The following is a 23,730-nucleotide window of genomic DNA, read 5'->3' as shown; positions in this document are numbered from 1 at the left end:
ATCCCTCAATGCACGCGTCGTTTTTAGCCGGCCCGGTTATGACCGAAGGTGCGCGCCACGTAGTCGATGTCCTTGTCGCCGCGCCCGGAGAGGTTCACCAGTACGGTGCTGCCCGGGTGCTCGCGCGCGTGCTCCACCGCCCAGGCGACCGCATGGGCGCTCTCCAGGGCGGGGATGATGCCTTCGGTCCGCGACAGGCGGTAAAAGGCATCCAGGGTCTCGTCATCGCCGATCGCGTGATAGGCGACTCGCCCGGCCTTCTTGAGATAGGAGTGTTCGGGCCCGACCCCGGGGTAATCCAGCCCCGAGGCGATCGAATGCACCGGGGCCGGGTTGCCCTCGTCGTCGGTCAGCAGCATGCACTTGAAGCCGTGCAGCATCCCCGGTTTGCCGAAGGTCATGGTGGCGGAATGCTGTCCCGGTTCGGTGCCGCGACCCAGCGGCTCCACGCCGTTGAGCTGCACCTCCGGATCCTCGATGAAACCGGCGAACATGCCCATTGCGTTGGACCCGCCCCCCACGCAGGCAACCACCTGTTCCGGCAGCTGGCCGTCGGTCAGTTCCTGATACTGCTCGCGCGCCTCGATCCCCACCACCGACTGGAAGTTGCGCACCATCAGCGGGAACGGGTGCGGGCCGACGACCGAGCCGATCGCGAACAGGGCCTCGTCGGCCTGCGAGAGATACGACTGGAACGCGGAGTCCACCGCTTCCTTGAGGCTGCGCCCGCCGAAGGACACCGGGACGACCTCGGCCCCCATCAGCTTCATGCGGGTGACGTTGGGCGCTTCCTTTTCGATGTCGATCTCGCCCATGTGGATCTCGCATTCCATGCCGAAGCAGGCCGCGGCGGTGGCCAGGGCCACGCCGTGCTGGCCGGCGCCGGTCTCCGCGATCAGCTTCTTCTTGCCCATGTGGCGCGCGAGAAGGGCCTCGCCCATGCAGTGATTGAGCTTGTGTGCCCCGGAGTGGTTGAGGTCCTCGCGCTTGAGGTAGATATGCGCGCCGGCCTCGCGGCTGAGGTTGCGCGCGTAGTAGACCGGGGTGGGGCGGCCCTGGTAATGCCGGCGGATGTAGCGAAGTTCCTGCAGGAAGTCCGCCGACAGCGCCAGTTGACGCCAGGCGCGCTCGATCTCGGCGAAATGGGATTCGAGTTCCGGTGGCAGGAAGGCGCCGCCAAAATCACCGAAATAGCCTTCGGCATTCGGAAAGTCCTTGAGGTACGACATGGCAGTCTCGTGGCCGGGGGCGGCGCGGGCCGCCGTGGATCTCCGTGAGAGGGCCTATCATCGTGGTTGCCGCTCGTGCGGACAAGCGGGCGGGGAGGGCGCCCGGCCGAGCCGGGCGCCGGGGCCGGTTTACTGCAGAACGCTTTCGAGGATGCGTTCGTTGTCCTCGGTGGCTTCGGCCATGATTTCGGCGATGCTGCCGCCGAACACCCGCGCCACCAGACTGGTGTTCATGCGCGATACGATGACGGTGCCGTCGCTGCGTTCATAGACCGAGACGCGGCAGGGCATCATGGAGGTCACCACATAGTTGTCTTCCTCGCTCAGGAGGTTCCCGGCATGATCCGGCTGGCACAGTTCGAGGACCGTCACCGGGGCGACGTCGTATCCATGTTCGCCCACGGTGCCGCTCAGGTCGTGTTTGGTCGGGACCGCCCAGCCTTCGGCTTCGGCTGCGGTCTCGATGCGATCGATGGTTTCCGCGTAGCCATACTGGCTTTCGTCCTCGACGATCATCAGTCCGGGCGCGGCGTTGTAGGCATAGGCAAAGGCCAGGACGATACCGGCGATCAGGCCGATGATGGCCCCCAACAGGAAACGGTTCTGCATTGCGCTCTCTCCTCGCTGTTTTTGTTGTCAGCATTCCCACGATACGCCCGTCGGGCGTGAAATGACCATGGCGAGCTTCCTGAAAGAGCATGCCGGTCCGCTGTTGCTGGCCGGGCTGGTGGTGCTCGGGATCGGGCTGGGCATCGGCGTCGGTGATCCGGAGTGGATCCTGGAGACGGGGCGCCGGCTGACCGGCGATCCCTGGCTGCTCGCGGGGCTGGTGGTGCTGATGGCGATCCTGTTCACCTTCGCACTGCCGGGCAGTCTGGTGGTGTGGCTGATTGCGCCGTTCGTGGCGCCATGGGTCGCGGTCCCGCTGCTGGTGACCGGCAGTGTCGCGGGCGCGCTGGGCGGGTACTGGCTCGCGGGTCGTCTGGGGGCGGATCGCGGCCCGCTGCGGCACCACCCCTGGCTGGTGGAGGCCCTGCGTCGGCACGGCGACTTCCTGAATCTGATGGCGATGCGTACCTTCCCGGGGTTCCCGCATTCCGTCATCAATTATGCCGGGGGCATGCTGGGCCTGCCCCGCGCGACCTTCCTGCTGGCCACGACCCTGGGGCTTTGCGTGAAATGGGGGGTGTATTCCAGCGTGCTCTACGGGGCGGCAGAGGCCATTGAGGACGGCGACGCACTGCAGCCCTGGACCCTGGTGCCGCTGGGGGTGCTGGCGCTGCTGCTGGCGGTCGGGGGCTGGCTGCGGCAGCATTACCGTCGCTCGGGCGGGGCCTGACGGCACGGCTGCGCGGCCAGCGGATCTACGCACAAACCTGAGAGAGAACGAATGATATTCGGACGACCGCATGCGTTCTTCGCCACCGTAAACCCGGTGGTGTTCACCGCTTCGTCGATCATGGTGCTGACCTTCGTGCTGTTCGGGGTCATCTTTACCGAGACGGCATCGCTGACCTTTGCCGCGATCCACGGATTCATCACCGAGTATCTGGGCTGGATCTACATCCTGGCGGTGACCGTCTTCCTCGCCTTTCTGCTCTGGCTGGCGCTCAGTCCGTACGGGCGGATTCGCCTCGGGAATACTGAGGACCGCCCGGAGTTCAGTTTCATGGCCTGGTTCTCGCTGCTGTTCGGGGCGGGGATGGGCATCGGCCTGATCTTCTGGAGCGTGGCCGAGCCGATGCTGCACTACCAGAACCCGCCGTTCGGCGAGGGCGAGACCCAGGAGGCGGCCGGCGAAGCGATGGCCTTCACCTTCTTCCACTGGGGGCTGCATGCCTGGGCGGTGTACGTGGTGCTGGGCCTGTCGGTGGCGTATTTCTCGTTCCGCAAGGGTCTGCCGCTGACCATCCGCTCGATCTTCTACCCAATGCTGGGCGACCGGATCTACGGGCCGATCGGGCACGTGATCGACATCCTCGCGGTGTTCGGCACGCTGTTCGGGCTGGCGACCTCGCTGGGCTTCGGGGCGATGCAGCTGAACACCGGCCTCAACGTGCTGTTCGGAATGCCGGTGTCCGGCTGGTTCCAGGTGGGGATCATCGGGGCGATCACCTTCGTCGCGGTGATGGCGGTGATCTCCGGGCTGGACCGCGGGCTGAAATGGATGAGCCTGGCCAACCTGTGGCTGGCCACCGCGTTGCTGCTGTTCGTGCTGCTGGCCGGCCCGACGCTGTTCATCATCCGCTTCTTCCTCGACTCCATCGGCGAGTATCTCAATCACATCGTGCAGCTGAGTCTGACCGCCGGCGCGATGCAGGAGGCCGAGTGGCAGAAGAGCTGGACGATCTTCTATTGGGCCTGGTGGATCGCCTGGTCGCCGTTTGTCGGGATCTTCATCGCGCGGGTCTCGCGCGGGCGCACCATCCGCGAGTTCATTGCCGGCGTGCTGCTGCTGCCGTCCCTTTTCGTGTTCGTGTGGCTGGCGGTGTTCGGCGGCACGGCGCTGCATTTCGAGTTGTTCGGGGACGGCGCGGGGATTGCGGCCGCGGTGGCCGAGGACACGACCATCGCGCTGTACGCCACGCTGGAGCAGTTGCCGCTGTTCCATCTGGCCTCGGGGCTGGCGACCGTCCTGATCGCGACCTACTTCATTACCTCGTCGGGGTCCGGGACCCATGTGATCGACGCGCTGGTCTCGCGCGGGAGCACGCGCTCGCCCAAGCGTCAGCGGGTGATCTGGGGCATCACCGAGGGTGCGGTCGCCGCGACCCTGCTGATCGTGGGCGGCGAGATGGCGCTGGACGGGCTGCAGACCGGGGCGATCACCGCGGGCCTGCCGGTGGCGATCATCCTGCTGTTCGCCTGCGTGAACCTGACCCGGGCACTGCAGGGCGAGACGGCCGCCCCGTACTGACGCGTCCTGACGCGTCGCCGCGTGCGGGACAAGCCCCTGCTCCGGGTCTTGGTTTCGGCGGGCGGCTGCGCCACACTGCGCGCATGTCGACCGCCGCTCCCCCTTCCCGTGCCGGTTCTGCCGGGCGCCCGCTGTCGCGCCTGGCGGTGCTGGTGGTGGACGATTTCGCCAACATGCGGGCGACGCTGCGCGAGATGCTGCTGACCTCCGGCTTCGAGGACATCGATCTCGCGCGCGATGGTGTGGATGCGCTGGACAAGCTGGAACGGCGTCGCTACGACATCGTGCTGTGCGACTACAACCTGGGGGACGGGCCGGACGGCCAGCAGGTGCTGGACCGGGCCCGCGAACAGGGCTGGGTCGGACCGGCCACGGTGTTCGTGATGGTCACCGCCGAGAACAGCAACGAGATGGTCATGGGGGCGCTGGAGAGCGGCCCCGATGCCTACCTTTCCAAGCCCTTCAATCGCGAACTGCTGGTAGTACGCCTGCAGCGGGCGCTGCGCCGGCGGGACCCGTTGCGCACGCTGGACCAGCACTGGCGCCGTGGCGACTTCGGGCAGGCACGGGCGGAGGCGGAACGCATGCTGGAAGCAGGGGAGGGGCGTGCCGCCGACCTGCAGCGTCTGCGCAGCGATCTGGCTCTGGCCGAGGGCGAGCCGGCCGTGGCGGCCGAGGCCGCCCGTGCGGTGACGGGCGAGACCACGCCGCCCTGGGCCCAGGCGCGTCTGGGCGAGGTGGCCGAAGTCGAGGGCAACCTCGCGGCCGCCGAGGAGGCGTATCGGGCGGCCATTGCGGCGACGCCGTATTACATGCCGGCGCATGACCGGCTGGCGTTCGTGCTGGAACGCACCGGCCGCGAGCGCGAGGCGCTGGACGTGCTGGTCGCGGCGGCGGAACGCTCGCCCAAGTCGCTGGCGCGGCAGCGGGCGCTGGGGCGGCTGGCCCTGGCGCAGGGGGAATACGAGCGCGCCGCACGGGCCTGGCGCCATGCGATGGCCCTGGCGACCCAGATGCAGATACCGCATCCGGGTGACATGGCGTATCAGCTGGAGGCATTGATCGCGCGCGGGGCGACCCGCGAGGCGCGGACCAAACTGCAGATCCTGGAGAGTGATTACCGTGGTCATCCGGAGGTGGCCTGGTGGGTGGGGCTGATCCGCCTGCGTCTGCTGCTGGCCGGGGTGGCGGTGGATCGTGCGGGGTTGCTCGGCCAGCTGGATGCGGCCATGGCGGCCGGATCACCGCCGCCGGCGCTGCGCGAGGTGCTGCCGGAGCTGCTGGAGCAGGCGGGTGAGGGCGAACGCGCGCGGAGCCTGCGGACATCGAACGGCGGCCCGGGGGAGACATGAAGAGCATCGATTTCGGTACCGTCATCGCCATTTCCATCCATGACATGAAGAACTCGCTGGGGATGGCGATGAATTCGCTGGAGGCGCTGCGCGACCCGGAAACCGGCGAGTGCAACTGCGACGAGCAGACCATCGCGCGACTGCAGTACGAGGCCCATCGCGTGCACGACAGCCTGGTACAGATGCTCACGCTGTACCGCAACCAGCAGGGGCTCTACACCCCGCGGTTGCGTCCGCTGCTGGTGATCGAGCTGCTGGAGGACTACTGGGCGTCCAGCAAGCCGCTGATGGATCACAGCGGGGTGACGGCCGAAATCGACTGCGACGAGGACCTGGAATGGGTGCTCGATCGGGAACTGGTGACGGCGGTGCTGGAGAACGTGGTGACCAACACCGTGCGTTATTGTCACGGTCGCATCCGTCTGTCGGCCGTGGTGCGCGACGGCGAGCTGTGGCTGCAGGTGGAAGACGACGGTCCCGGTTTCCCGGAGCCCATGCTGGGTTCGCGAACCACCGAGGATCAGGCGATGCTGGAGCGCGGTGCCGGGCGGACCGGACTGGGCCTGTATTTCTGCGCGATGATCGCCGAGCTGCACACCGTGCAGGACGGGACGCCGGGCTCGGTCCGGCTGTCGAACGATTCGGATCTCGGCGGGGGGCGCTTTACCCTGAGACTGCCGGCGCTGCCGCCGTCCGAAACCCTGTAGCGGCGGCGGTTTCGGGTGCCGGCCGGGGGCGCCGGGTAATCTGTGGTTTCACTGTATCATCGAGAGAACCAATGCAAGCAGAAAGGATTCGTCATGCCGGTCGGGCGTTGGCCGGGGCACTGCTGGGGCTGGTGCTGATGGCCTGCGGCGGGGAGACTACGGCGCCGGTGACCCTGGATCAGCTGAGCAGCTCCGCAGCGGAGTTTGACGGCGAGATGGTGGAGGTGACCGGCCGCGTCCAGTCCTTCGATGATCCGCGGCATTACTGGATTGAGGATCATCCGCGCAACCGCGTTGCGATTTCGCCGGATGCGGCGGTCGCCGACCGCGTGGGCGAGGAAGTGCGCCTGGTCGGCCGGTTTTCGTATGATCCCGAGAGTGGCCGTTCGCTCGAAGTGAATGCGGAGGCGACGGCCGCCGCCAACGCCAGCCACTGACAACGCCATCCACTGACCAATGAGCGGACGATGCACATGACCGAATGGATCGACGTGGGGCCGGAAGGCTCGATTGAACCCGGAGACCACCGGCTGCTCGAGGCCGGGGATACCGAAGTGGCGGTGTTCAACGTGGATGGCCGCTACTTGGCCCTCGAGAACCTCTGCTCGCACGAAGAATTCCCCATCGCGGGCGGCACAATCGACGACGACTGCATCACCTGCCCGCTGCACGACGCGGAATTCGACCTGCACACCGGCGAGGCGCTCACGCCGCCGGCCGAGGACCCCATCCCGACCTTCCCGGTGCGGGTGCAGGACGGGGTGATCCAGGTCGCGGACCGTCCGAACCCGGCCGACGGCTGAGGTGGTCGGTTCGCCTGCGAGCAGGCTCCCACAGGCGGGTCGGGGCGCTGTGGGAGTGGCCTCGGCCGCGAACTCAGTCGACCGGGGGCATGTATTCGTAGCGCCGGTGGTCTTCCTCTTCGGGCATGGGTACCCCGGCGGCTTCGAGGGCCTCGGTCAGGTCCTCGCAGTCGTCCAGGTCGTCGGCCCGGTTGCGCAGGGTGTACAGCGCATCCGAGGCCTCGGCGACGGGCATGCGGATGACGATTTCGCCATTTTCGGCCTTGACCAGATTCATGATTGCTCCTCCCGTTTGAGTCGCTGGTTCAGTCCTCGATCGAGGGCTGGCGCGGTGCATGTTCGTCGAATGCGTGCGGCGGCTGGCGGAACTCGTTTTCCATCTCGTACAAGCCTTGCTGCAGCACCGAAGACAGTGCGCGAGCGCCGTTGCGGACCTCGCCGTTCAGTTCCGTCAGGTTTTCGGTGATGCTTTTGGCCGTTTTCTTGTCCAGCGTCAGCGTGACGATGCCGTTTTCGTTCTTGACGTCCATGGGCGGCTCCTTTAGCGGATGGTCGCGCGTTGGTGGCTTGATCTATCTCAATACTGTGACAGGATTGGGGGCGTAAAATTCTCGAGGGGCATATGCCATTCTCGGGAAGCCCTGCTCCGAGCGTAGACCATGCGTCCGACCCGGGGGGCTTGTCGAGGGGGCCGCTTCCATTCTTCAACCGGCCGCAGAGCCGGGGTTTTTACACAGGGGATCCCGTTACGTGTCTTGTCTTCCAGCCGGAGTCCGGTGTTGATGTTTTCCCGTTCCCCGGTGTTTCGGCTCAGCCCGGCCGCACTGATCGCGCTCGGCTATCTCGTGGCGGGCTCCCTGTGGGTCGCGCTGTCCGACATGCTCTTCATGCGGAGCTTCGGGATCGAGGCGAGCCTGACTCGGGTCAGTCTGCTGAAGGGCCTGGGGTTCGTGTGGGTGAGTGGCGGACTGCTGTACCTGGCCATGCGGACATTCGGGGGTCGCCGAGGCGCGCGAACGCGTAACGGGGGCGGCCTGACACTGCTGCGCGGTCGCCAGCCCTGGGTCTGGGTCGCCCTGGCGGTGGCGGTCGCCGGTTCGGTCGGTGGTGTCGCCTTCGGCACGTTCCATATTGCTCAGGCCACCGCGGATCAGCAGGTGCGCGAAGAACTGCGGGCCACTGCCTTTCTCAAGGGCGGACTGGTCGATCGGTGGATGGCGGAACGCGCCGGAGATGCCCGAATCCTGGCGGATGCGCGTGGTTTCACCGCGTTTGTCCGTTCGCTGCAGCGCCACGACTCCGAGGTCGCGCGCACCACACTGGAGAACCGCCTGCAGGCGATACGGACGGCCTACGGTTATCGCTCGGTGGCGATCCTGGGGGCGGAGGAACACGCGGAACTGCTGGTTGCGGGAGATGCGTCCTTCCAGCGCGCGGCGGCCAGGGCGGCCCGCGTGGAAGCGATGCAGACCGGAGCCGTCAGCCGGGCGCACGTGGACAGCGTGGACGACGAAGGGGCGACTCGGTTGCACTGGGCCGCGCCTTTGCATCATCCCGCCGATCGCGACTCGGAACCGCTGGCGGTCGTGCTGTTTTCCGCCGATCTGGATCGCCTGGCACCGCTGCTCGGGGCCGCCATCGACCTGGAAGACGGGGATGCGGCGACCTGGCTGGTCAGTCATCCGTCCGATCGCGCGCCGGTGGTGATGCGGCTGGACGGTGAATCGGCCCGGCGCGTGGAACCCCCGGCGGAGTTTGCGCAGCTGGAGAGCCGCCTGCTGCGCGGCGGTTCCGGCGAGGCGGTGCGGATCGGATCGCTGGGCGAGGAGGATGATGGTCGCCTGGCGGCGGTGCGTGGCCTGGAGCTCGACGACTGGTCGGTGGTGGTCAAGCGGGACCGCGCGCCTCTGGTGGCCGGGGCGCATCGGCAGGCGGCATGGACCGGCGGAGCCCTGTTGCTGGTCTGGCTGCTGATGGCCGGTGCCGGGGCGCTGGTGGGGCGTCAGCAATGGCTTCAGCGCAACCTGCGGCTGATGCAGTCGCATTCGGAACAGGACCGCCTGCTGCGGGTGTTCTTCGACATGCCGTTCGTGGGCATGGCGGTGTCAGGGCCGGGTGGTCAGGGCTGGGAGCGCGTCAACGACTGCCTCGGCGACATGCTGGGCTACCGGCCGGAAGAACTGGCGAAGCTCGACTGGGATCGTCTCGCGCACCCCGAGGACCGTTCCCTGGGTGCCGATCTGGATCGCGAGATGCGTGAAGGCCGGCGCGACGGCTACGAGGTGGAAAAACGCCTGCTGCGGGCGGATGGCAGCGTGATGGTGGCGCACCTCTCGCTGAAGTGTACTCGCCACGCGGACGGCAGCATGGACCGTGTCGTGGTCACGGTGGAGGACATTACCCGGCGCCGGGAGGAGGAAGAACGCCGGCGCCTGGCGTCGGTGGTGTTCGAGAACACCCGCGAGGGCGTCGTGATCACCGACAGTACGGCGCACATCCTGTCGGTGAACCGCGCGTTCACCGAGCTGATGGGCTACACCCAGGACGAAGTGATCGGGCGCACGCCGAAGATGTTCCAGTCCGGCCGGCATGACCGCACCTTCTACCAGAACATGTTCCGCCAGCTGGAGCTCTACGGGCACTGGCAGGGGGAGATCTGGAATCGGCGCAAGAACGGCGAGGTGTTCCCCGAGCTGCAGAGCATCACGGCGGTGCACGACCCGCAGGGCCGGCTCACGCATTACGTGTCGGTGTTCGCCGATATCTCGCGGATCAAGGCCTCGGAGGAGGAGCTGGACTACCTGGCCCACCACGATCCGCTGACCGAGCTGCCCAACCGCCGGCTCCTGCTGGCGCGACTGGGGCACGGGGTTTCCCTGATGCGGCGGCGCAACGGGGTCCTGGCGCTGCTGATCGTGGATCTCGACCGCTTCAAGGACGTCAACGACAGCCACGGCCACGCCGCCGGCGATGCCCTGCTGCGCAGCGCGGCCATCCGGCTGCAGCGCGAGCGGCGGGGGACCGATACGGTGGCCCGGCTGGCCGGCGACGAATTCGCAGTGGTGGTCGAGAACCTGGCCCACCCGGACGACGCCGGCATGCTTGCCGAATCCATGATCCGCCACCTGGCCGAGCCCTGCGACCTGGGCAACGGGGTGGAGGTCGAGGTGGTGGCGACGGTGGGGATCGCGCTGTTCCCGGATCACGGTGCCGGGGCCGAGGCCCTGCTGCAGCAGGCCGGGACCGCGCTGTCGCGCGCCAAGGAAGAGGGTCGGGGCTCCTATCGCTACTATTCGGACGCCTACACCGAGGCGGCACGCGAGCGCATCGATCTCAGCTCGCGCCTGCGCCGCGCGATGGAGAACGACCATCTGGAGGTCCATTACCAGCCGCAGTACGAGATCGCGACGGGGCGCCTGATCGGGGCCGAGGCCCTGCTGCGCTGGAACGATCCGGTGCTGGGGCACGTGTCGCCCGGGCGTTTCATCCCGGTCGCGGAGAAGACCGGGTTGATCGTGGAGCTGGGGACCTGGGTCCTGCAGGAGGTGATCCGGCAGGGGCGGGCCTGGCTGGACGCGGGTTATCCTCCGATCCGGCTGGCGGTGAACGTGTCGGCGCTGCAGTTCCGGCGCATGGCGCTGGACGAACAGGTCGCCGCTACCCTGGACGAGCACGGGCTGCCGCCGGAATGCCTGGAGCTGGAGATCACCGAGTCCGCGCTGATGGCGGATGCCGAGCGAGCCCGTCGTATCCTGGAATCGCTGCGCGACCGTGGGGTGCATTTCGCGGTGGATGACTTCGGCACGGGCTATTCCTCGCTCTCGCAGCTGAAGAGCTTCGCGGTGGACACGCTCAAGATCGACAAGAGCTTCGTCGACGGCATCGCCGGAGTGGTGCACGAGGATGACGTGCATGACCGGTCGATCACCACCGCGATCGTGGCGATGGCGCACGGGCTGGGGCTGACCGTGGTGGCCGAGGGCGTGGAGACCGCCGAACAGCTGGAGGCGCTGTGTGCGCTGAGCTGCGATTTTTATCAGGGCTACTTTGCCAGCCGGCCGATACCGGTCGCGGAATTCGAGCGCGACATCCTGGCCACCTCCGAACAGGGGGGGTGACGCGCGCCGGGAATTGGTACACTTCGCGGCTTGTTGGGCCGGCCCGGCACCGGGCACAGGGGAGAGCAGAACCGATGGAAACCGATCCGGAGCGGAAACCGCATCCTGTCCTCAAGGATTACTACGGGGACGAAAGCAACAAGCGCGCGTTCGTCGACGACCTGTTCGATCGCACCGCACCCTACTACGACCGGATCCTGCGGTTCGGTTTTCTGGGTACGGGGCAGGCGTATCGTCGCTACTCGCTCAAGCAGTCCGGTCTGCAGCCGGACATGGAGGTCCTGGATGTGGCGACCGGGACCGGCCCGGTGGCCGAAGAGATCCGCAAGATCACCGGCGATGAGCGCATCACCTGCGTGGATCCTTCGCGCGGGATGATCGACGTGGCGCGGGGCAAGCTGAATTCGCGCTTCATCCAGGGGCTGGCCGAGGATCTGCCCGTCGCCAGCGAGCAGTTCGACCGCGTGTACATGGGTTACGGTCTGCGTCACGTGCGGGATCTGCGCGAGGCGTTTGCGGAGTACTTTCGCGCGCTCAAGCCCGGCGGCCGCTGCATGATCCTCGAGGTCTCGCGTCCGCGGACGAAGCGGCAGATGGTCATGGCCCGTTTCTACTTCCGCGATTTCATCCCGTTTCTCAGCCGGGTGCTGACACGTGATCCGGACGGGCATACCCTGATGCGGTATTTCTGGGAAACCATTGACCAGTGCGTCCCCCCGGAGGAGATCATGGAGACGCTCGAATCGGTGGGTTTCGAGGACGTTCACCGTGAAGTGCAGCTCGGGGTCTTCTCCGCCTACATGGCCACGCGTCCGGCCTGATACCGCGCGGCCTTGGCCCGACTGAAGCTGCGCGTCTCCCCCGGTGCCCGCGAGGATGCGGTGGTGGGCTGGATGGGCGAGGCCCTCAAACTGCGGGTGCGGGCCGCGCCGGAGAAGGGGCGTGCCAATCGCGCCGTGGAACGCCTGCTGGCGGCCGAACTGGGGCTGCCGGCGGGCTCGTTGCGTGTGGTGGCAGGACAGACCGGCCGCGACAAGACCGTGGAGATCGACGGCTGGAGCGATGCCGCACTCCGTGAACACTTCGGTGGATGACAAGGATTACTGATGGAACGCCTGACGCTGACCCGTCCCGACGACTGGCACCTGCACCTGCGCGACGGGGACATCCTCGCCTCGGTGTTGCCGGACACCGTGCGGCGCTTTCGCCGGGCGATCGTGATGCCGAACCTCAAGCCGCCGGTGACCTCGGTGGACGCGGCGGCCGCGTACCGCGACCGCATCCTCGCGGCACTCCCCGACGAGGCCGACTTCGAGCCCCTGATGACGCTCTATCTCACCGAGGAGACCACGCCCGGGATGATCGACGCGGCGCGGCAGTCGGGTTTTGTCCACGCGGTCAAGCTGTATCCCGCCGGGGCGACCACGCATTCCGCCAGCGGGGTCACCGACATCCGCCGCTGCTATCCGGTGTTCGAGGCCATGCAGCAGGCGGGTCTGCCGCTGTTGATCCACGGAGAGGTGACCGACCCGGACGTGGACATCTTCGACCGCGAGGCGGTGTTTATCGAACGCCACCTGGAGCCGCTGGTGCGGGATTTCCCCGAACTGCGGATCGTGCTGGAGCATGTCACTACCGAGGCGGCGGTGTCCTTCGTGGAATCCGCGCCGAATAACGTGGGCGCGACCATCACACCGCAGCACCTGCTTTACAACCGCAATGCGCTGTTTGCCGGCGGCATGCGGCCGCATCATTTCTGTCTGCCGATTCTCAAACGCGAGCGTCACCGGGAAGCATTGGTGCGCGCGGCGACCAGCGGGCACCCGCGCTTCTTCCTCGGGACCGACTCCGCACCGCATCCGCGCCACGCCAAGGAGTCGGCCTGCGGTTGCGCGGGCATCTATTCGGCCCACGCGGCCATCGAGCTGTACGCCGAGGCATTCGCGGCTGCCGGGGCGCTGGATCGGCTGGAGGGTTTCGCCAGTCATCATGGTGCCGATTTCTACGGCATGCCGCGCAACACCGGCACCATCACCCTGGAGCGCGCGGAGTGGACCGTGCCCGAGGCGGTCCTGTTCGGACATGATCCGGGTGTACCCCTGCGGGCGGGCGAGACCGTCGCCTGGCGCGTGGCCGAGTGAAGCCTGTGCCGTTCCCGGGTTTGAACCACGGGGCGGTTGGCGCGGTCTCTCCGGACAGAACCTTTCAATGCGTTTTCGCAAGGAGTTAACGTGCGGGACAGTGTGACCGAACCTGAAGTGCAGCGCGGAACCCTCTGGTTCTGGCTGCTGATCTGCCTGGGAGTGGCGGCAGCCATTATCGGACTGGGCGTGCAGCTGGAACCGGCCGGTGCGGCCATCCTGCGCGCGCCGCTGCAGTCGCCCGCGGCCGGTGCCCTGGGCTTCGGCCTGATGATGATCTGGGCCGCCTATGCCTACGCCCTGTCTGCCGGCAAGGCCGCGGGTTCCCAGGAGATGGGGCTGGTGGTGCTCAACCTGGGCCTGCCGCTGGGCCTGATTGCCCTGTGGACCTGGGAGATCAACGCGCTCTCGTTCTTCGTGGCCGTGGGCTGGGCGATCAGCCTGGGCGGCATGGGCATCCGGCTGTTCCGGCGCGAACCGCTGGCGGGCGTGATGATGCTGCCGATCTTCGGGGTGAGCCTGACGGCCATCCTGCTGTCGCTGACGCTGTGGATGTTGCCGGTGGCCCAGCAGGGCGGTGCCGTCTGACGCCATGTTGCTGAACGAGGCGCAGATCGAGGCGCAGCTGGCCGATGCCGCGCGGCGCGGGGAGTTCGATGATCTGCCCGGCGCCGGGCGGCCGCTGGAGCTGGATGACGACCGCGACGTGCCGGAAGACATGCGCATGGCGTTTCGCATCATGAAGAACGCCGGCTACGTGCCGGAAGAGGTCCGGCTGCGCGGCGAGATCGCCTCGGTGGAGGCCCTGCTGCGCGAGGCCGAAGATTCCGCGGGCCGGGAACGCCATTCGCGTCGTCTGCGTGTGCTGCTGGACCAACTGGCGCGCGAGCGCGGGCGCAGCGGTGGTGACGCCGGCCTGGCCACCGAGTCCGGCTATTTCCGGGCCCTGTGCGCAAGGCTCGATGGCGAGTGAGCCCCCGCGCGGCCGCGGCAGCGCCACCAGGCCGGCCGCACGCTACGAACCCCTGCAGCGCGAACCCGTGGACGACGGCTGGGTCGGGGACGACGAACCCGCCCCCGCGCTGCGCACCGAGGTAACCCCGGAGACGCCGCGCAGCCTGCTGGTGCGCAACGACTCGCCGGATGTCCCGTTTACCCTGTCCATCAATCCCTACCGGGGCTGCGAACATGGCTGCGCCTACTGTTTCGCGCGGCCGGCGCATGCCTATGTGGGGCTGTCGCCCGGGCTGGACTTCGAAAGCCGGCTGTACGTGAAGACCGGCGCCGCGGCCGTGCTGCGGCGCGAGCTGGCCGCGCGCAACTACCGGCCATCACCGGTCGCGCTGGGCATCAACACCGATGCCTACCAGCCGGTGGAACGGGAATGGGGCGTGACCCGCGAGCTGCTGGAGGTGCTGGCGGAGACTGGCCATCCGGTGTCCATCGTCACCAAGTCGGCGCTGGTGGAACGCGATCTCGACCTGCTGGGGCCGATGGGCCGCGCCGGGCTGGCGCAGGTGGCGGTGTCGCTGACTACTCTGGACCGGGGTCTGTCCCGTCGCCTGGAACCGCGTGCCGCGGCGCCGCAGCGGCGCCTGGAGACCATTCGGCGACTGACCGCGGCCGGGGTTCCGGTCAGCGTGCTGGTGGCGCCGCTGATTCCGGTGCTCACGGATGGCGAGACCGAGGCCCTGCTGGAGGCGGCGGCCGCGGCCGGCGCGGTATCGGCCGATTACGTGCTTCTGCGTCTGCCGCGCGAGGTGGCAGGCCTGTTCGAGGAATGGCTGAAGACCCACGAGCCGTTGAAGGCGGAGCATGTGCTGGCGCGTCTGCGGGAGGCGCACGGCGGGCGGGTGTACGATTCCAGCTTTGGCCAGCGCATGCGGGGTACCGGGGCCTGGGCCGATCTGCTGGGGCAGCGCTTTGTCCTGGCCCGGCGCCGCAGCGGGCTGGATCGCTGGTCGGGCGATCTGGATGTGTCGCAATTCCGTCCGCCGGCCCGGCCACGCTCGGCGGACGATTCCCAGCTCGACCTGTTCTGAATTCGGTCCTGATTGCGCTGCCGCTGGCCGCTTCTTCCGCGCCGCACTTCGCGCTACAGTGGCAAACGGGCAACGGGGAGGTCCCATGGGCGTACGCGTACACGCAGGATCCGGACACGACAGCGGCTGGTGGGGCCCCGTCCACCTCCCGCCGGGGGAGATTGGCCACTGGTCCATCGGGCCGCTCGATCTCTGGCTGCAGCGCCGCGCCGGCGAATGGGACCTGTGGCTGGCGCGCGAACGCGACCCGGACGACAGCGGTTTTCGCCGCGTGGTGCCCGCGCAGAAGCCGGTGCCGGAGAAGCCCGCGGAGCAGCGCCGCTTTGCCGGCACCGGTGATGATGTCGGCGCGTCCCTCGGGGTGGCCCTGGCGGATCGCCCGGTGGTCAGTCGGCCCGAAGCCCCGTTTCATGTGCCTCCCGGGGGCGAAGTCATCCTGTACGTGAGCACGCCGGCGTGGGTTCAGCTGCGCCTGGGCGATGCCCGGGTGCACGAGTTTCCGGCTTATCCGGCCTCGGACACCTGGTTCGGCTCCGATACGGTGGAAGGCGAACTGTGCTATGCGAGCCGCACCGCGGCCCGCATGGCGCTCGACGAGGTACCGGAACGCGTTCACCGCATCGTGACACCGCTGATCGTACGCAACGGTTCCGCGGACACCCTGCTGCTGGAACGGATCAAGCTGCCGGTGACGCGGCTGCCGGTGTACGCCGATCCGCATGGCCGGCTGTGGACCCCGGGGGTGCGTCTGGAGCGCGAGCCCGAGCGTGACATGGCCGAGGTCAAGCTGGGCGAGGGGCCGCCCGCGCACGTGCCCCGGGCCGAGCGGGTGGCTGAACCGCGCGAGGCCGGGGGCAGCCGCTTCAGCCTGCGCACCTTCAGCGCGCTGTTCCAGTAGGAGGCGACATGGAAGACGGATCCTGGATTGCGCGGGGGATCGAACTGATCACCACGGAGGCTGTGCTGGCCTGGGTGCGCGCAGCGAGCTACCTGGGCGTGGGGCTGCTGCTGGCGCGCCTGGTCTCGCGCACCCTGATCCGGATCGCCGGTCGGCATCTGGATGCCCAGCAGGCGATGCTGGTGCGCCGGATCGGCTTCTATCTGGTGCTGGTGCTGGCGGTGGTGTCGGCGCTGCGCGAGCTGGGCTTCGATCTCACCGTGCTGCTGGGTGCGGCGGGGATCCTCACGGTCGCCATCGGCTTTGCGTCGCAGACCTCGGCCTCCAACCTGATCTCCGGGCTGTTCCTGATCGGTGAACGCCCGTTCGCCGTGGGCGACGTGATCCGGGTGGGGGATGTCACCGGCGAGGTGCTGTCCATCGACATGCTGTCGGTCAAGCTGCGTACCTTCGATAACCTGATGGTGCGGGTGCCGAACGAGTCGCTGGTCAAATCGCAGCTGACCAACCTGACGCGCTTTCCCATCCGCCGCCTGGACATGCAGATCGGGGTGGCCTATCGCGAAGACATCAACCGGGTGCGCGAGACCCTGATGGACGTGGCCGACCGCGAACCGCTTTGCCTGGAAGAACCGCGGCCACTGTTCATTTTCCTCGAGTTCGGGGACTCTGCGCTCAAGCTGCAGTTTTCGGTGTGGGCCAAGCGGGAGAACTTCCTCGAACTGCGCAACCGGATGCATCCCGCCGTGAAGGAGGCCTTCGACCGGGCCGGCATCGACATCCCGTTTCCGCAACGCACGCTGGGCTCGCTGGCCGGCGAGCCTTTCCCGGTGCGGGTAGTGTCGGCGGGGGAGTCCGGAACGGACGGCTCGGCGGACGCCCCGCCGGTGGACAACACGCCGCGCTGATCATTAACGCAGGTCCAGCCAGACCGGATCGTGGTCGGAGGCGCGCCACGGGCCTTCGCCCGGACGGTCACCATCGAAGCCGAGAAACACCGGTTCGTCAGCGTTGACCGCCCAGGTGTCGGCGGCGATCACGCGCCCGGCGAGCGGCCGCGGGCCGAGCAGGTAATCCAGTTGTCCGGTTCGGCCGCGGAAGACATAAGTGTAGGCCGTGGCGGGCTCTTCGTGGACGAGGTCCTGCTTGCCGGCTTCGCGCAGCACCGTCAGGGGGTCCTCGGCGGCATAGCCGTTGAGATCGCCGGCGATGATCACCGGCGGCTCGCCCGGCTGCGCCGCGCGTTGTTCCGCGATCCATTCCACCAGCCGGTGCGCCTGTTCGGTGCGGCGCTGGTTCCAGCAGCCCTGGCCGCGATCGATGTCGCCGTGTTCCGGGCAGCCGGTCCTGGACTTGAAATGCACCGCGACTACGCCGAAGGGTTCGCCACCGTCGCGCGGGCGGAACCAGCCCAGCAGCGGCGGGCGGTGGTGGACCGGGTCGTTGTCTGCCGCGCTCCCCAGCCGTTCCACGCGCTCGCGGTCGTACAGCAGTCCGACCTGGATGGCATCGCTGCCACTGTCGGGATGCGCGAGCTTTTGCATCGTGGTGGCGTCGTCCAGGGCATCCACGCGCTGGCGCAGTTCGCGCCCGGCGGCCGAGCGGTTTTCCAGTTCGATGAACGCCAGGATATCCATGGCCAGGCCGTCCAGCACCGCATCCAGCTTGGCGACCTGGCGATCCCGTTCCGCGGCATTGCGTGCGCCGCGCTCGCCCGGGGTTACGAAGTCGTTTTCCAGATTGGCCGTCGCGATGCGCAGGACATCGTCCGCCGGGGCCGGCGGCGGTTCGGGACGCTCGCCGCCTTCCCATTCCGGGGGCGCCACCGGGTGCACGCGGTGGGCGCCGAAGGCATGCGTCAGGATGCCCGTGAGGTCCGTCACGCGGCTGCCGGTACGCCGGGTCCCCTGGCCGTCGAGAAAGGGCACCGGGTCCGGGTTCGCGCGGTAGCTGCCGTCGTCCAGCACGATGCGGCGGTCGTGGTCATCGGGCTCGCCGAAAGCCCCGCTCTGGCCCGGGTGGCGCAGGCGCCCGCCGGCGGCGAGGTCCAGACTCCCGTAGCGCGCGAGCTCGCGGTTGGCGATGACCGTGAGGGTCTGGTCGAAGCGTACGCGCACGTCTTCCAGATCCTGCAGGCGGGCGGCGTCGTCGGGCAGGTGCAGGGTCACGGTCTGGGGTGGTTCGCCGCGACGGCAGCGCTCCAGCTCCTGCAACCGGGACAGTTGTGGCCGCCCGTGGTGTCGCCCGAAGCGGCCGCGGATCTGCACGTGATCGCCGGGGCGCAGGTCGGCGTCGTCTTTCCCGGGAGCGTAGACGAACAGCCCGGTGGGCGGGGTGGTGGCGTCGTCCTGCAGGTAGAAGCCACCCAGCGCGTCGTCGCCGTAGAACACCCCGCTGATCGTGCCCTCGGCGACCACCCGGCGGTCTTCGTCCACCGCGCCGCTGCGCAGTTCGCTCAGGGACGCCAGCCGGTCGAGCGGCGGGGCGGGGCAGTCGGCCGCCGCCGTCGCCGCCGGGACGAGGGCCAGCAGCAGGAAGAGGCCGGCGGTGCCGGTCAGGACGCGCCGTGCGGAGCGCGGGGCGTGGTGCAGTAAGCGATGCATGGGTTCATCCTTGACGGGCATGTGACGGCGCCCGGCGATTTCGTGGTGTGATTTCCGTATACTGCGGCGCCTTCCCCGCCCGCGGACAGGAGCGAACGGCGATGGCGATCTGGATCGCGACCCTGCTGGGAATCGTACAGGGTATTTTCATGTTCGTGCCGGTGAGTTCAACCGCGCACCTGGTACTGACCCAGCACTGGCTCATTGGTCAGGGGCACGAGCTGCCGCCGCCGGAGAGTCCGGAGATGATCCTGTTCGATCTGGTGGTGCACGTGGGCACACTGGTGTCGATCGTCTATGTGTTCCGCCGCAGCCTGTGGCAGCTCTCCGGCGGGATCGTGCGCGAGAGCTGGCAGTGGGCCTCGCGCCATGGCGACGCGCGCCGCGAGATGCTGTACTTCCGCCTCGGGATGCTGTGCGTGCTGTCGGTGGCCGCGACCGCCGTGGTGGGCTTCACCCTCAAGACGACCTTCGAGCACGTCTTCGCAAACCCGGTGCTGATCGCCGGGACCCTGACCCTGACCGGCGTATTGCTGTGGTGGACCGACCGCCTGAGCCGGCGGCCGCTGGGGCTGCGCAAGCTGAACCCGCGCATCGCGACGGTGATCGGCGTGGCCCAGGGCTTTGCCCTGGTGCCCGGGCTCAGCCGCAGCGGCATGACCATCGTGTTTGGCCTGTTCAGCGGGCTCAAGCGGCGCTGGGCGGCGGAATACAGCTTCTTCCTCGCGATCCCGACCATCCTCGCGGCCACCGCCGTGCAGTCGCTGGACGTGTTCAACCACGACGGCCTGGGCGATCTGCCGTGGAGTGCGCTGATCACCGGGTTCGTGGTCTCTGCGGTGGTCGGCGTGGTGTCGCTGAAGATGGTGCTGTTCTTCCTCTATCGCTCCAGCCTGAAGGTGTTCTCCATCTATGTGTGGATCCTGGCCTTCCTCGTGCTGTTCGGGTTCCTCGATACCGGCGTGATGTACGGCCACTGAACCACCGCGTCACTCCGGCCCGCGCAGCACCGTGAGCGGTGCCTGATCCAGCACCCGCCGGGTTCCCAGCCACCCGGCCAGCGCGATGCCCAGGGTGCCGCCGCCGATCCCGTAGACGAACGTCATCGGGTTGATCCGGTAGTCGAAGTCGAACACCTGCCAGGCCAGCAGGGCCCCGATCGCGGTGGCGATGATCGCGGCCAGCAGCCCGGCGAGGAAACCCAGTGTCCCGAATTCGGCCAGCAGCGCGTTGCGGATGTCGCGTCGCCGCGCCCCCAGGGTCCGCAGCAGGGCGGCCTCGCGCCGGCGGACGTCGCGGGTTGCCTGGACCGCGGCGAACAGCACCGTCAGACCGGCCACCAGGGTGAACAGGAATACGTACTCCACCGCGCGCGTGGCCTGTTCGATGATGTCGCGCACGCGCTCCAGGATCGCGCTGACATCGATCGCGGTGACCGCCGGGAAATCGCGCAGCCAGCGGCTCTGGGCGTCGCGCATGTCCTCCGGCAGGCGGAACGCGGTGATATAGGTGCGCGGCTGCTCGTCCAGCAGGGCCGGGGCACCGGTGACGAAGAAATTCACCCGGAAGCTGTCCCAGTTCACCTCGCGCACGTTCGTGATGCTCCCGCGTACCGCGCGTCCGCCGATGCGGAAGGTCAGGCTGTCGCCCAGCTCCAGTTCCAGGCGCTCCATCAGTCCGGCCTCAACCGAGAGCCCGTCGGACTCCGGCTGGTCGAGGGTCCAGTGACCTTCCACCACCGGATTGTGCTCCGGCGGTTCGTCCGCATACGAGAGGTTGAACTCGCGGTCCAGCAGGCGCCGGGTGCGTTCGTCGTCGAAGTCCCCGGGTCCCACCGGCAGGTCGTTGATGGCGACCAGTCGGCCGCGGATCATCGGGTCCATCTGCGGGCGTTCCAGTCCGGCCTCCTCCATGCGATCTGCCAGCGGCTCCTGTTCGCCGGGCTGGATGTTCACGTAGAAGTGGTTGGGCGCGTCCTCGGGGATGCTGGCATCCCAGGCCTCCAGCAGGTCGACGCGCACGATCGCCAGCAGCAACAGCGCGAGGATGCCGACGCTGAAGGCTACCAGCTGCACCGCGCTGAGCCCGCCGCGGCGCGCCAGATTGGCCAGGCCGAAGCGCAGGGCGATGCCGCCGCGATCGCGCAGCGGGCGTACCGCCAGCACCAGAGCCGCCCCCAGCAGGCCGAGGATCAGCAGGGCCCCGGCGGTGCCCAGCAGGACCCACAGGGCCAGCTGCGGATCGGCGGCCTGCCACCACAGCAGCGCCCCGAACGCCGCCACCGCCAGTGCGCCCGAGAGCCAGACGGAGGCCGAGGGCAGGCCGATGTCGCGGCGCAGCACCCGCAGCGGCGGGATCTGGCCGATGCGCAGCATCGCCGGCAGGGCGAAGCCGGCGGCGGTGATCAGGCCGACGCCCAGCCCGGCGACGACCGGTCGCAGCCCCGGCGGGGGCAGATCACCGTCCAGCCAGTCACCCAGCAGGGCCGAGAGCACGAACTGCGCGAGGAACCCGAGGGCCAGACCAATGAGTGAGGCGATGACCGCCACCAGCAGCACGCGGCCGAAATAGACCGCCAGCACCCGCCGGGCGCTGGCCCCCAGAGCCCGCATGATCGCAGCCGAATCGGCTCGGCGCTGAGCGAAGTGATGGGCGGCCACCGCGATGGCCGCGCCGGCCAGCAGCACGGCCATCAGCGACGCCAGGCCGAGAAAGCGTTCCGCGCGTTCCACCGCCGCGCGCAGTTCGGGGGCGGCATCCTCCAGGCCCTGGATGCGCTGGCCGGGTTCCAGGCGGGGCTCCAGCCAGTCGGTGTAGGCCTCCACCACGGAATCGGGCCCGGAGAGATAGAACTGGTAGTTCACACGGCTGCCCGGGCCGATCAGCTCGGTGGATTCGAGATCCTCGTAGGCGAGCATCAGGCGCGGGGCGAGGTCGGTGAGGGCGCTGCCACGGTCCGGTTCCAGGGTCAGCACGGCCGTGATTTCCAGATCACGGCGACCGACCGTCACCGTATCCCCCGGCTCCAGGCCCAGGTCGTTCAGCAGGGCCCCCTCGAGCCAGGCCTCGCCGGGTTCCGGGCCGTGGGTGACCGTGTGTTCCTGGCCGTAGGCGTCGCGGATGCGTGCCTCGCCGACCAGCGGCCAGTCGGGATCCACCGCGCGCAGGGAGCTCAGGCGCGACTGGTCGTCCGCACCGAACAATACCGAGGGGAGGGCAGCCGAACGGACGGATTGCAGGCCGCGCTCGCGCGCCTCGTCCACCCATTCATCCGGTACCGGGCTGCGTGAGGTGATGGCCAGATCGCCTCCCAGCAGGGATGCCGCCTGATCGGCCATGCCGCGGTCGACCCGGTCGGTGAAGAAGCCGACCGCCGCCACCGCGGCCACCGCGACCACCAGCGCGGCGGCCAGCACCCGCAGCTCGGCCGAGCGCCATTCCTGCCAGGTGCCGCGCAGCCAGCCGCGCAGATTGCGCAGGCCCGTATGTCGATTCATGCCAGCACTCCGTCCTGAATGCGGATGATGCGGTCGCAGCGGCTGGCCAGTTCGGGGTCGTGGGTGACCAGTAGCAGGGCGGTGGGCGTGCGCCCGGGCTCGGCGTCATGGGCCAGCGCGAACAGGTGCTCGATGATGGGCTCGCCGGTACGTCCGTCGAGGTTGCCAGTGGGTTCGTCGGCGAACAGGATGGCGGGGTGATCCACAATGGCGCGGGCGATGGCCACGCGCTGCTGTTCGCCCCCGGAGAGCTGGTGCGGATAATGCCGGGCACGCTGTGCGAGCCCGACCCGGTCCAGCGCCTCGTTTGCGCGGCGGGTGAGCTCCGCGCCGGATTGCGCCTCGTGCTCAGGGTTGAGTTCCAGCGGTAGCAAGACGTTCTCCAGCGCACTCAGTGCCGGCAGCAGCTGGAACGACTGGAACACGAATCCGACCCGGCCGGCGCGCAGGGCGGCGCGGCCGTCCTCGTCCAGTTTGCTGATGGTCTGCCCCAGCAGGCGAACTTCTCCGCCACTGGGGGCGTCAAGACCTGCGAGGAGACCGAGGAGGGTCGACTTGCCCGAGCCGGAGGCGCCGAGGATGGCGACCGTCTCGCCCGGGTTGACCGCCAGGGACACGCCGCGAAGGATGTCCAGCGTGCCGCTGGGTCCCTCCACCCGCTGGTGCAGGTCCGTGGCTTCGAGTACCGCTTGCGAGGATGCATCCATGTTGCGTTTCCCGTTCATCGTCGTAGGGCTGTTTGCCCTGCTATTGAGTCTTCCGCTGGCCGCGAATTCCCCGGAAGAGACCAATTCTTCCGCATCCGTCGATGGGGAGAACGGGGCTCACCCGCTGCTGGTGTTCGGCGACTCGCTCAGTACCGCCTGGGGCATGGACGAGTCCGAAGGCTGGGTGGCCCTGCTGGAGGAACGCCTCGCCGACCGCGACGCGGCCTGGGAGGTGCACAACGCCTCGATCAGCGGCGAGACCACCGCGGGCGGGCGCCAGCGTCTGCCCGACAATCTGGAGCGCACCGAACCCGATCTCGTCATCCTGGAGCTGGGCGGCAACGATGGCCTGCGCGGCCTGTCGCCGGCAGCCATGCGCGACAACCTGGAGGCCATGCTCGACGCCATCGACGCGGCCGGGGCCGAGACGCTCTTGCTGGGCATCCGCATTCCGCCCAACTACGGTCCCCAGTATACGGACCGCTTCGAGGCCGTGTTTCGCGACCTGGCGGAGGAACGCGAGCTGGCTTTCGAGCCGTTCTTTCTGGACGGGATCGCCGATGACGACGTGATGATGCACGACGACGGGATTCACCCCTCCGCCGAGGCCCAGCCGCAGCTTCTGGACAATCTGTGGCCGTCGCTGAAGCCAGTGCTGGAGCGGGTAGAGAGGGAAGAGCGGCAATGAACGCCGCCAGCGGGTCGTGAAGCCCCGA

General features: G+C 68.3%; 24 protein-coding genes. 17 read left to right on the top strand and 7 right to left on the bottom strand.

From position 1 onward, the window contains the following. Positions 1-23: 23 nt before the first annotated feature. Together trpB and D577_RS0103160 are read right to left on the bottom strand one after the other, a co-directional pair. A complete protein-coding gene (trpB, locus tag D577_RS0103165; RefSeq protein WP_018946131.1) occupies positions 24-1,229 on the bottom strand; it encodes a tryptophan synthase subunit beta in 1,206 nt (401 codons plus the stop codon). Positions 1,230-1,358: 129 nt separating this feature from the next. Further along, positions 1,359-1,838 carry a DUF302 domain-containing protein gene (locus tag D577_RS0103160; protein WP_018946130.1) on the bottom strand — a complete coding sequence of 160 codons (480 nt, stop codon included), beginning with the start codon at positions 1,836-1,838 and terminating at the stop codon, positions 1,359-1,361. A gap of 61 nt (positions 1,839-1,899) precedes the next feature. Here D577_RS0103160 and D577_RS0103155 point away from each other — a divergent pair, with 61 nt between their 5' ends. The 6 genes from D577_RS0103155 to D577_RS0103130 all read left to right on the top strand — a co-directional run bounded on the left by D577_RS0103155 (position 1,900) and on the right by D577_RS0103130 (position 7,008). Next, a complete protein-coding gene (locus D577_RS0103155) occupies positions 1,900-2,568 on the top strand; it encodes a TVP38/TMEM64 family protein (RefSeq protein ID WP_018946129.1) in 669 nt (222 codons plus the stop codon). 51 nt (positions 2,569-2,619) lie between these two features. Continuing rightward, positions 2,620-4,146 (top strand): BCCT family transporter, encoded by a 1,527-nt coding sequence (locus tag D577_RS0103150; protein WP_018946128.1) that lies wholly within the window; start codon positions 2,620-2,622, stop codon positions 4,144-4,146. Positions 4,147-4,229: 83 nt separating this feature from the next. Continuing rightward, a complete protein-coding gene (locus D577_RS0103145; RefSeq protein WP_018946127.1) occupies positions 4,230-5,498 on the top strand; it encodes a response regulator in 1,269 nt (422 codons plus the stop codon). Continuing rightward, complete coding sequence (locus tag D577_RS0103140; protein WP_018946126.1) at positions 5,495-6,205, top strand: sensor histidine kinase KdpD; 711 nt, start codon at positions 5,495-5,497, stop codon at positions 6,203-6,205. The genes D577_RS0103145 and D577_RS0103140 overlap by 4 nt, the downstream gene beginning before the upstream one ends. Before the next feature lie 107 nt (positions 6,206-6,312). Continuing rightward, positions 6,313-6,642, top strand: coding sequence for a hypothetical protein (locus D577_RS0103135; RefSeq protein ID WP_018946125.1), 330 nt, complete (start codon positions 6,313-6,315; stop codon positions 6,640-6,642). 36 nt (positions 6,643-6,678) lie between these two features. After that, positions 6,679-7,008 carry a non-heme iron oxygenase ferredoxin subunit gene (locus D577_RS0103130; RefSeq protein ID WP_026288881.1) on the top strand — a complete coding sequence of 110 codons (330 nt, stop codon included), beginning with the start codon at positions 6,679-6,681 and terminating at the stop codon, positions 7,006-7,008. A gap of 73 nt (positions 7,009-7,081) precedes the next feature. Here the strand turns inward: D577_RS0103130 and D577_RS0103125 are convergent, their stop codons facing one another. Next, positions 7,082-7,285, bottom strand: coding sequence for a hypothetical protein (locus D577_RS0103125; protein ID WP_018946123.1), 204 nt, complete (start codon positions 7,283-7,285; stop codon positions 7,082-7,084). A gap of 28 nt (positions 7,286-7,313) precedes the next feature. Then, positions 7,314-7,538 (bottom strand): hypothetical protein, encoded by a 225-nt coding sequence (locus D577_RS0103120; RefSeq protein WP_018946122.1) that lies wholly within the window; start codon positions 7,536-7,538, stop codon positions 7,314-7,316. 252 nt (positions 7,539-7,790) lie between these two features. On the opposite strand from D577_RS0103120, the gene D577_RS0103115 reads away from it, so the two are divergent. From D577_RS0103115 to D577_RS0103075, 9 genes are all read left to right on the top strand, one after another. Continuing rightward, the gene (locus D577_RS0103115; protein ID WP_018946121.1) at positions 7,791-11,126 is read left to right on the top strand and encodes a bifunctional diguanylate cyclase/phosphodiesterase; all 3,336 of its coding nucleotides are present in this window, start codon (positions 7,791-7,793) and stop codon (positions 11,124-11,126) included. A gap of 74 nt (positions 11,127-11,200) precedes the next feature. Beyond that, a complete protein-coding gene (locus D577_RS0103110) occupies positions 11,201-11,947 on the top strand; it encodes a class I SAM-dependent methyltransferase (protein WP_018870769.1) in 747 nt (248 codons plus the stop codon). A gap of 12 nt (positions 11,948-11,959) precedes the next feature. Continuing rightward, a complete protein-coding gene (locus D577_RS0103105) occupies positions 11,960-12,220 on the top strand; it encodes a DUF167 domain-containing protein (protein WP_018946120.1) in 261 nt (86 codons plus the stop codon). A 12-nt stretch (positions 12,221-12,232) separates the two neighbouring features. Then, on the top strand, positions 12,233-13,267 hold the full coding sequence (gene pyrC / locus D577_RS0103100; protein ID WP_018946119.1) for a dihydroorotase: 1,035 nt from the start codon (positions 12,233-12,235) through the stop codon (positions 13,265-13,267). Between the two features lie 102 nt (positions 13,268-13,369). Further along, complete coding sequence (locus D577_RS0103095) at positions 13,370-13,855, top strand: hypothetical protein (protein ID WP_026288880.1); 486 nt, start codon at positions 13,370-13,372, stop codon at positions 13,853-13,855. 4 nt (positions 13,856-13,859) lie between these two features. Next, a complete protein-coding gene (locus tag D577_RS0103090; protein ID WP_018946117.1) occupies positions 13,860-14,240 on the top strand; it encodes a DUF1992 domain-containing protein in 381 nt (126 codons plus the stop codon). Next, positions 14,230-15,309 carry a PA0069 family radical SAM protein gene (locus tag D577_RS0103085; RefSeq protein WP_018946116.1) on the top strand — a complete coding sequence of 360 codons (1,080 nt, stop codon included), beginning with the start codon at positions 14,230-14,232 and terminating at the stop codon, positions 15,307-15,309. Before D577_RS0103090 ends, D577_RS0103085 begins: the two co-directional genes overlap by 11 nt. Positions 15,310-15,394: 85 nt before the next feature. Then, the gene (locus D577_RS0103080; protein WP_018946115.1) at positions 15,395-16,207 is read left to right on the top strand and encodes a hypothetical protein; all 813 of its coding nucleotides are present in this window, start codon (positions 15,395-15,397) and stop codon (positions 16,205-16,207) included. A gap of 8 nt (positions 16,208-16,215) precedes the next feature. Next, positions 16,216-17,115 (top strand): mechanosensitive ion channel family protein, encoded by a 900-nt coding sequence (locus tag D577_RS0103075; protein WP_018946114.1) that lies wholly within the window; start codon positions 16,216-16,218, stop codon positions 17,113-17,115. 3 nt (positions 17,116-17,118) lie between these two features. On the opposite strand, the gene D577_RS0103070 is transcribed toward D577_RS0103075, so the two are convergent. Beyond that, the gene (locus tag D577_RS0103070; RefSeq protein WP_026288879.1) at positions 17,119-18,810 is read right to left on the bottom strand and encodes an ExeM/NucH family extracellular endonuclease; all 1,692 of its coding nucleotides are present in this window, start codon (positions 18,808-18,810) and stop codon (positions 17,119-17,121) included. Between the two features lie 101 nt (positions 18,811-18,911). Here D577_RS0103070 and D577_RS0103065 point away from each other — a divergent pair, with 101 nt between their 5' ends. Further along, complete coding sequence (locus D577_RS0103065) at positions 18,912-19,790, top strand: undecaprenyl-diphosphate phosphatase (protein ID WP_018946112.1); 879 nt, start codon at positions 18,912-18,914, stop codon at positions 19,788-19,790. Positions 19,791-19,799: 9 nt separating this feature from the next. Here the strand turns inward: D577_RS0103065 and D577_RS0103060 are convergent, their stop codons facing one another. Together D577_RS0103060 and D577_RS0103055 are read right to left on the bottom strand one after the other, a co-directional pair. After that, the gene (locus D577_RS0103060; RefSeq protein WP_018946111.1) at positions 19,800-22,307 is read right to left on the bottom strand and encodes an ABC transporter permease; all 2,508 of its coding nucleotides are present in this window, start codon (positions 22,305-22,307) and stop codon (positions 19,800-19,802) included. After that, positions 22,304-23,014, bottom strand: coding sequence for an ABC transporter ATP-binding protein (locus D577_RS0103055; protein ID WP_018946110.1), 711 nt, complete (start codon positions 23,012-23,014; stop codon positions 22,304-22,306). The genes D577_RS0103060 and D577_RS0103055 overlap by 4 nt, the downstream gene beginning before the upstream one ends. On the opposite strand from D577_RS0103055, the gene D577_RS0103050 reads away from it, so the two are divergent. Next, complete coding sequence (locus D577_RS0103050; protein WP_018946109.1) at positions 23,013-23,702, top strand: arylesterase; 690 nt, start codon at positions 23,013-23,015, stop codon at positions 23,700-23,702. The genes D577_RS0103055 and D577_RS0103050 overlap by 2 nt on opposite strands. Positions 23,703-23,730 lie beyond the last annotated feature (28 nt).

The sequence above is a fragment of the Thioalkalivibrio sp. AKL17 genome (assembly GCF_000377885.1).
Lineage (GTDB): Bacteria > Pseudomonadota > Gammaproteobacteria > Ectothiorhodospirales > Ectothiorhodospiraceae > Thioalkalivibrio > Thioalkalivibrio halophilus.
The sequence above is the reverse complement of the archived record's forward strand: the minus strand, read 5'-3'. Positions and strand labels throughout refer to the sequence as shown.

Bases quoted from the DNA above. Each gene is read 5' to 3' on its own strand.
- D577_RS0103060 (WP_018946111.1), bottom strand. From the start codon at position 22,307: ATGAATCGACATACGGGCCTGCGCAATCTGCGCGGCTGGCTGCGCGGC.
- D577_RS0103050 (WP_018946109.1), top strand. From the start codon at position 23,013: ATGTTGCGTTTCCCGTTCATCGTCGTAGGGCTGTTTGCCCTGCTATTG.
- D577_RS0103075 (WP_018946114.1), top strand. From the start codon at position 16,216: ATGGAAGACGGATCCTGGATTGCGCGGGGGATCGAACTGATCACCACG.
- D577_RS0103150 (WP_018946128.1), top strand. From the start codon at position 2,620: ATGATATTCGGACGACCGCATGCGTTCTTCGCCACCGTAAACCCGGTG.
- pyrC (WP_018946119.1), top strand. From the start codon at position 12,233: ATGGAACGCCTGACGCTGACCCGTCCCGACGACTGGCACCTGCACCTG.
- D577_RS0103055 (WP_018946110.1), bottom strand. From the start codon at position 23,014: ATGGATGCATCCTCGCAAGCGGTACTCGAAGCCACGGACCTGCACCAG.
- D577_RS0103145 (WP_018946127.1), top strand. From the start codon at position 4,230: ATGTCGACCGCCGCTCCCCCTTCCCGTGCCGGTTCTGCCGGGCGCCCG.
- D577_RS0103090 (WP_018946117.1), top strand. From the start codon at position 13,860: ATGTTGCTGAACGAGGCGCAGATCGAGGCGCAGCTGGCCGATGCCGCG.
- D577_RS0103070 (WP_026288879.1), bottom strand. From the start codon at position 18,810: ATGCATCGCTTACTGCACCACGCCCCGCGCTCCGCACGGCGCGTCCTG.
- D577_RS0103085 (WP_018946116.1), top strand. From the start codon at position 14,230: ATGGCGAGTGAGCCCCCGCGCGGCCGCGGCAGCGCCACCAGGCCGGCC.
- D577_RS0103160 (WP_018946130.1), bottom strand. From the start codon at position 1,838: ATGCAGAACCGTTTCCTGTTGGGGGCCATCATCGGCCTGATCGCCGGT.
- D577_RS0103155 (WP_018946129.1), top strand. From the start codon at position 1,900: ATGACCATGGCGAGCTTCCTGAAAGAGCATGCCGGTCCGCTGTTGCTG.
- D577_RS0103125 (WP_018946123.1), bottom strand. From the start codon at position 7,285: ATGAATCTGGTCAAGGCCGAAAATGGCGAAATCGTCATCCGCATGCCC.
- D577_RS0103065 (WP_018946112.1), top strand. From the start codon at position 18,912: ATGGCGATCTGGATCGCGACCCTGCTGGGAATCGTACAGGGTATTTTC.
- D577_RS0103120 (WP_018946122.1), bottom strand. From the start codon at position 7,538: ATGGACGTCAAGAACGAAAACGGCATCGTCACGCTGACGCTGGACAAG.
- D577_RS0103115 (WP_018946121.1), top strand. From the start codon at position 7,791: ATGTTTTCCCGTTCCCCGGTGTTTCGGCTCAGCCCGGCCGCACTGATC.
- D577_RS0103130 (WP_026288881.1), top strand. From the start codon at position 6,679: ATGACCGAATGGATCGACGTGGGGCCGGAAGGCTCGATTGAACCCGGA.
- trpB (WP_018946131.1), bottom strand. From the start codon at position 1,229: ATGTCGTACCTCAAGGACTTTCCGAATGCCGAAGGCTATTTCGGTGAT.
- D577_RS0103080 (WP_018946115.1), top strand. From the start codon at position 15,395: ATGGGCGTACGCGTACACGCAGGATCCGGACACGACAGCGGCTGGTGG.
- D577_RS0103110 (WP_018870769.1), top strand. From the start codon at position 11,201: ATGGAAACCGATCCGGAGCGGAAACCGCATCCTGTCCTCAAGGATTAC.
- D577_RS0103140 (WP_018946126.1), top strand. From the start codon at position 5,495: ATGAAGAGCATCGATTTCGGTACCGTCATCGCCATTTCCATCCATGAC.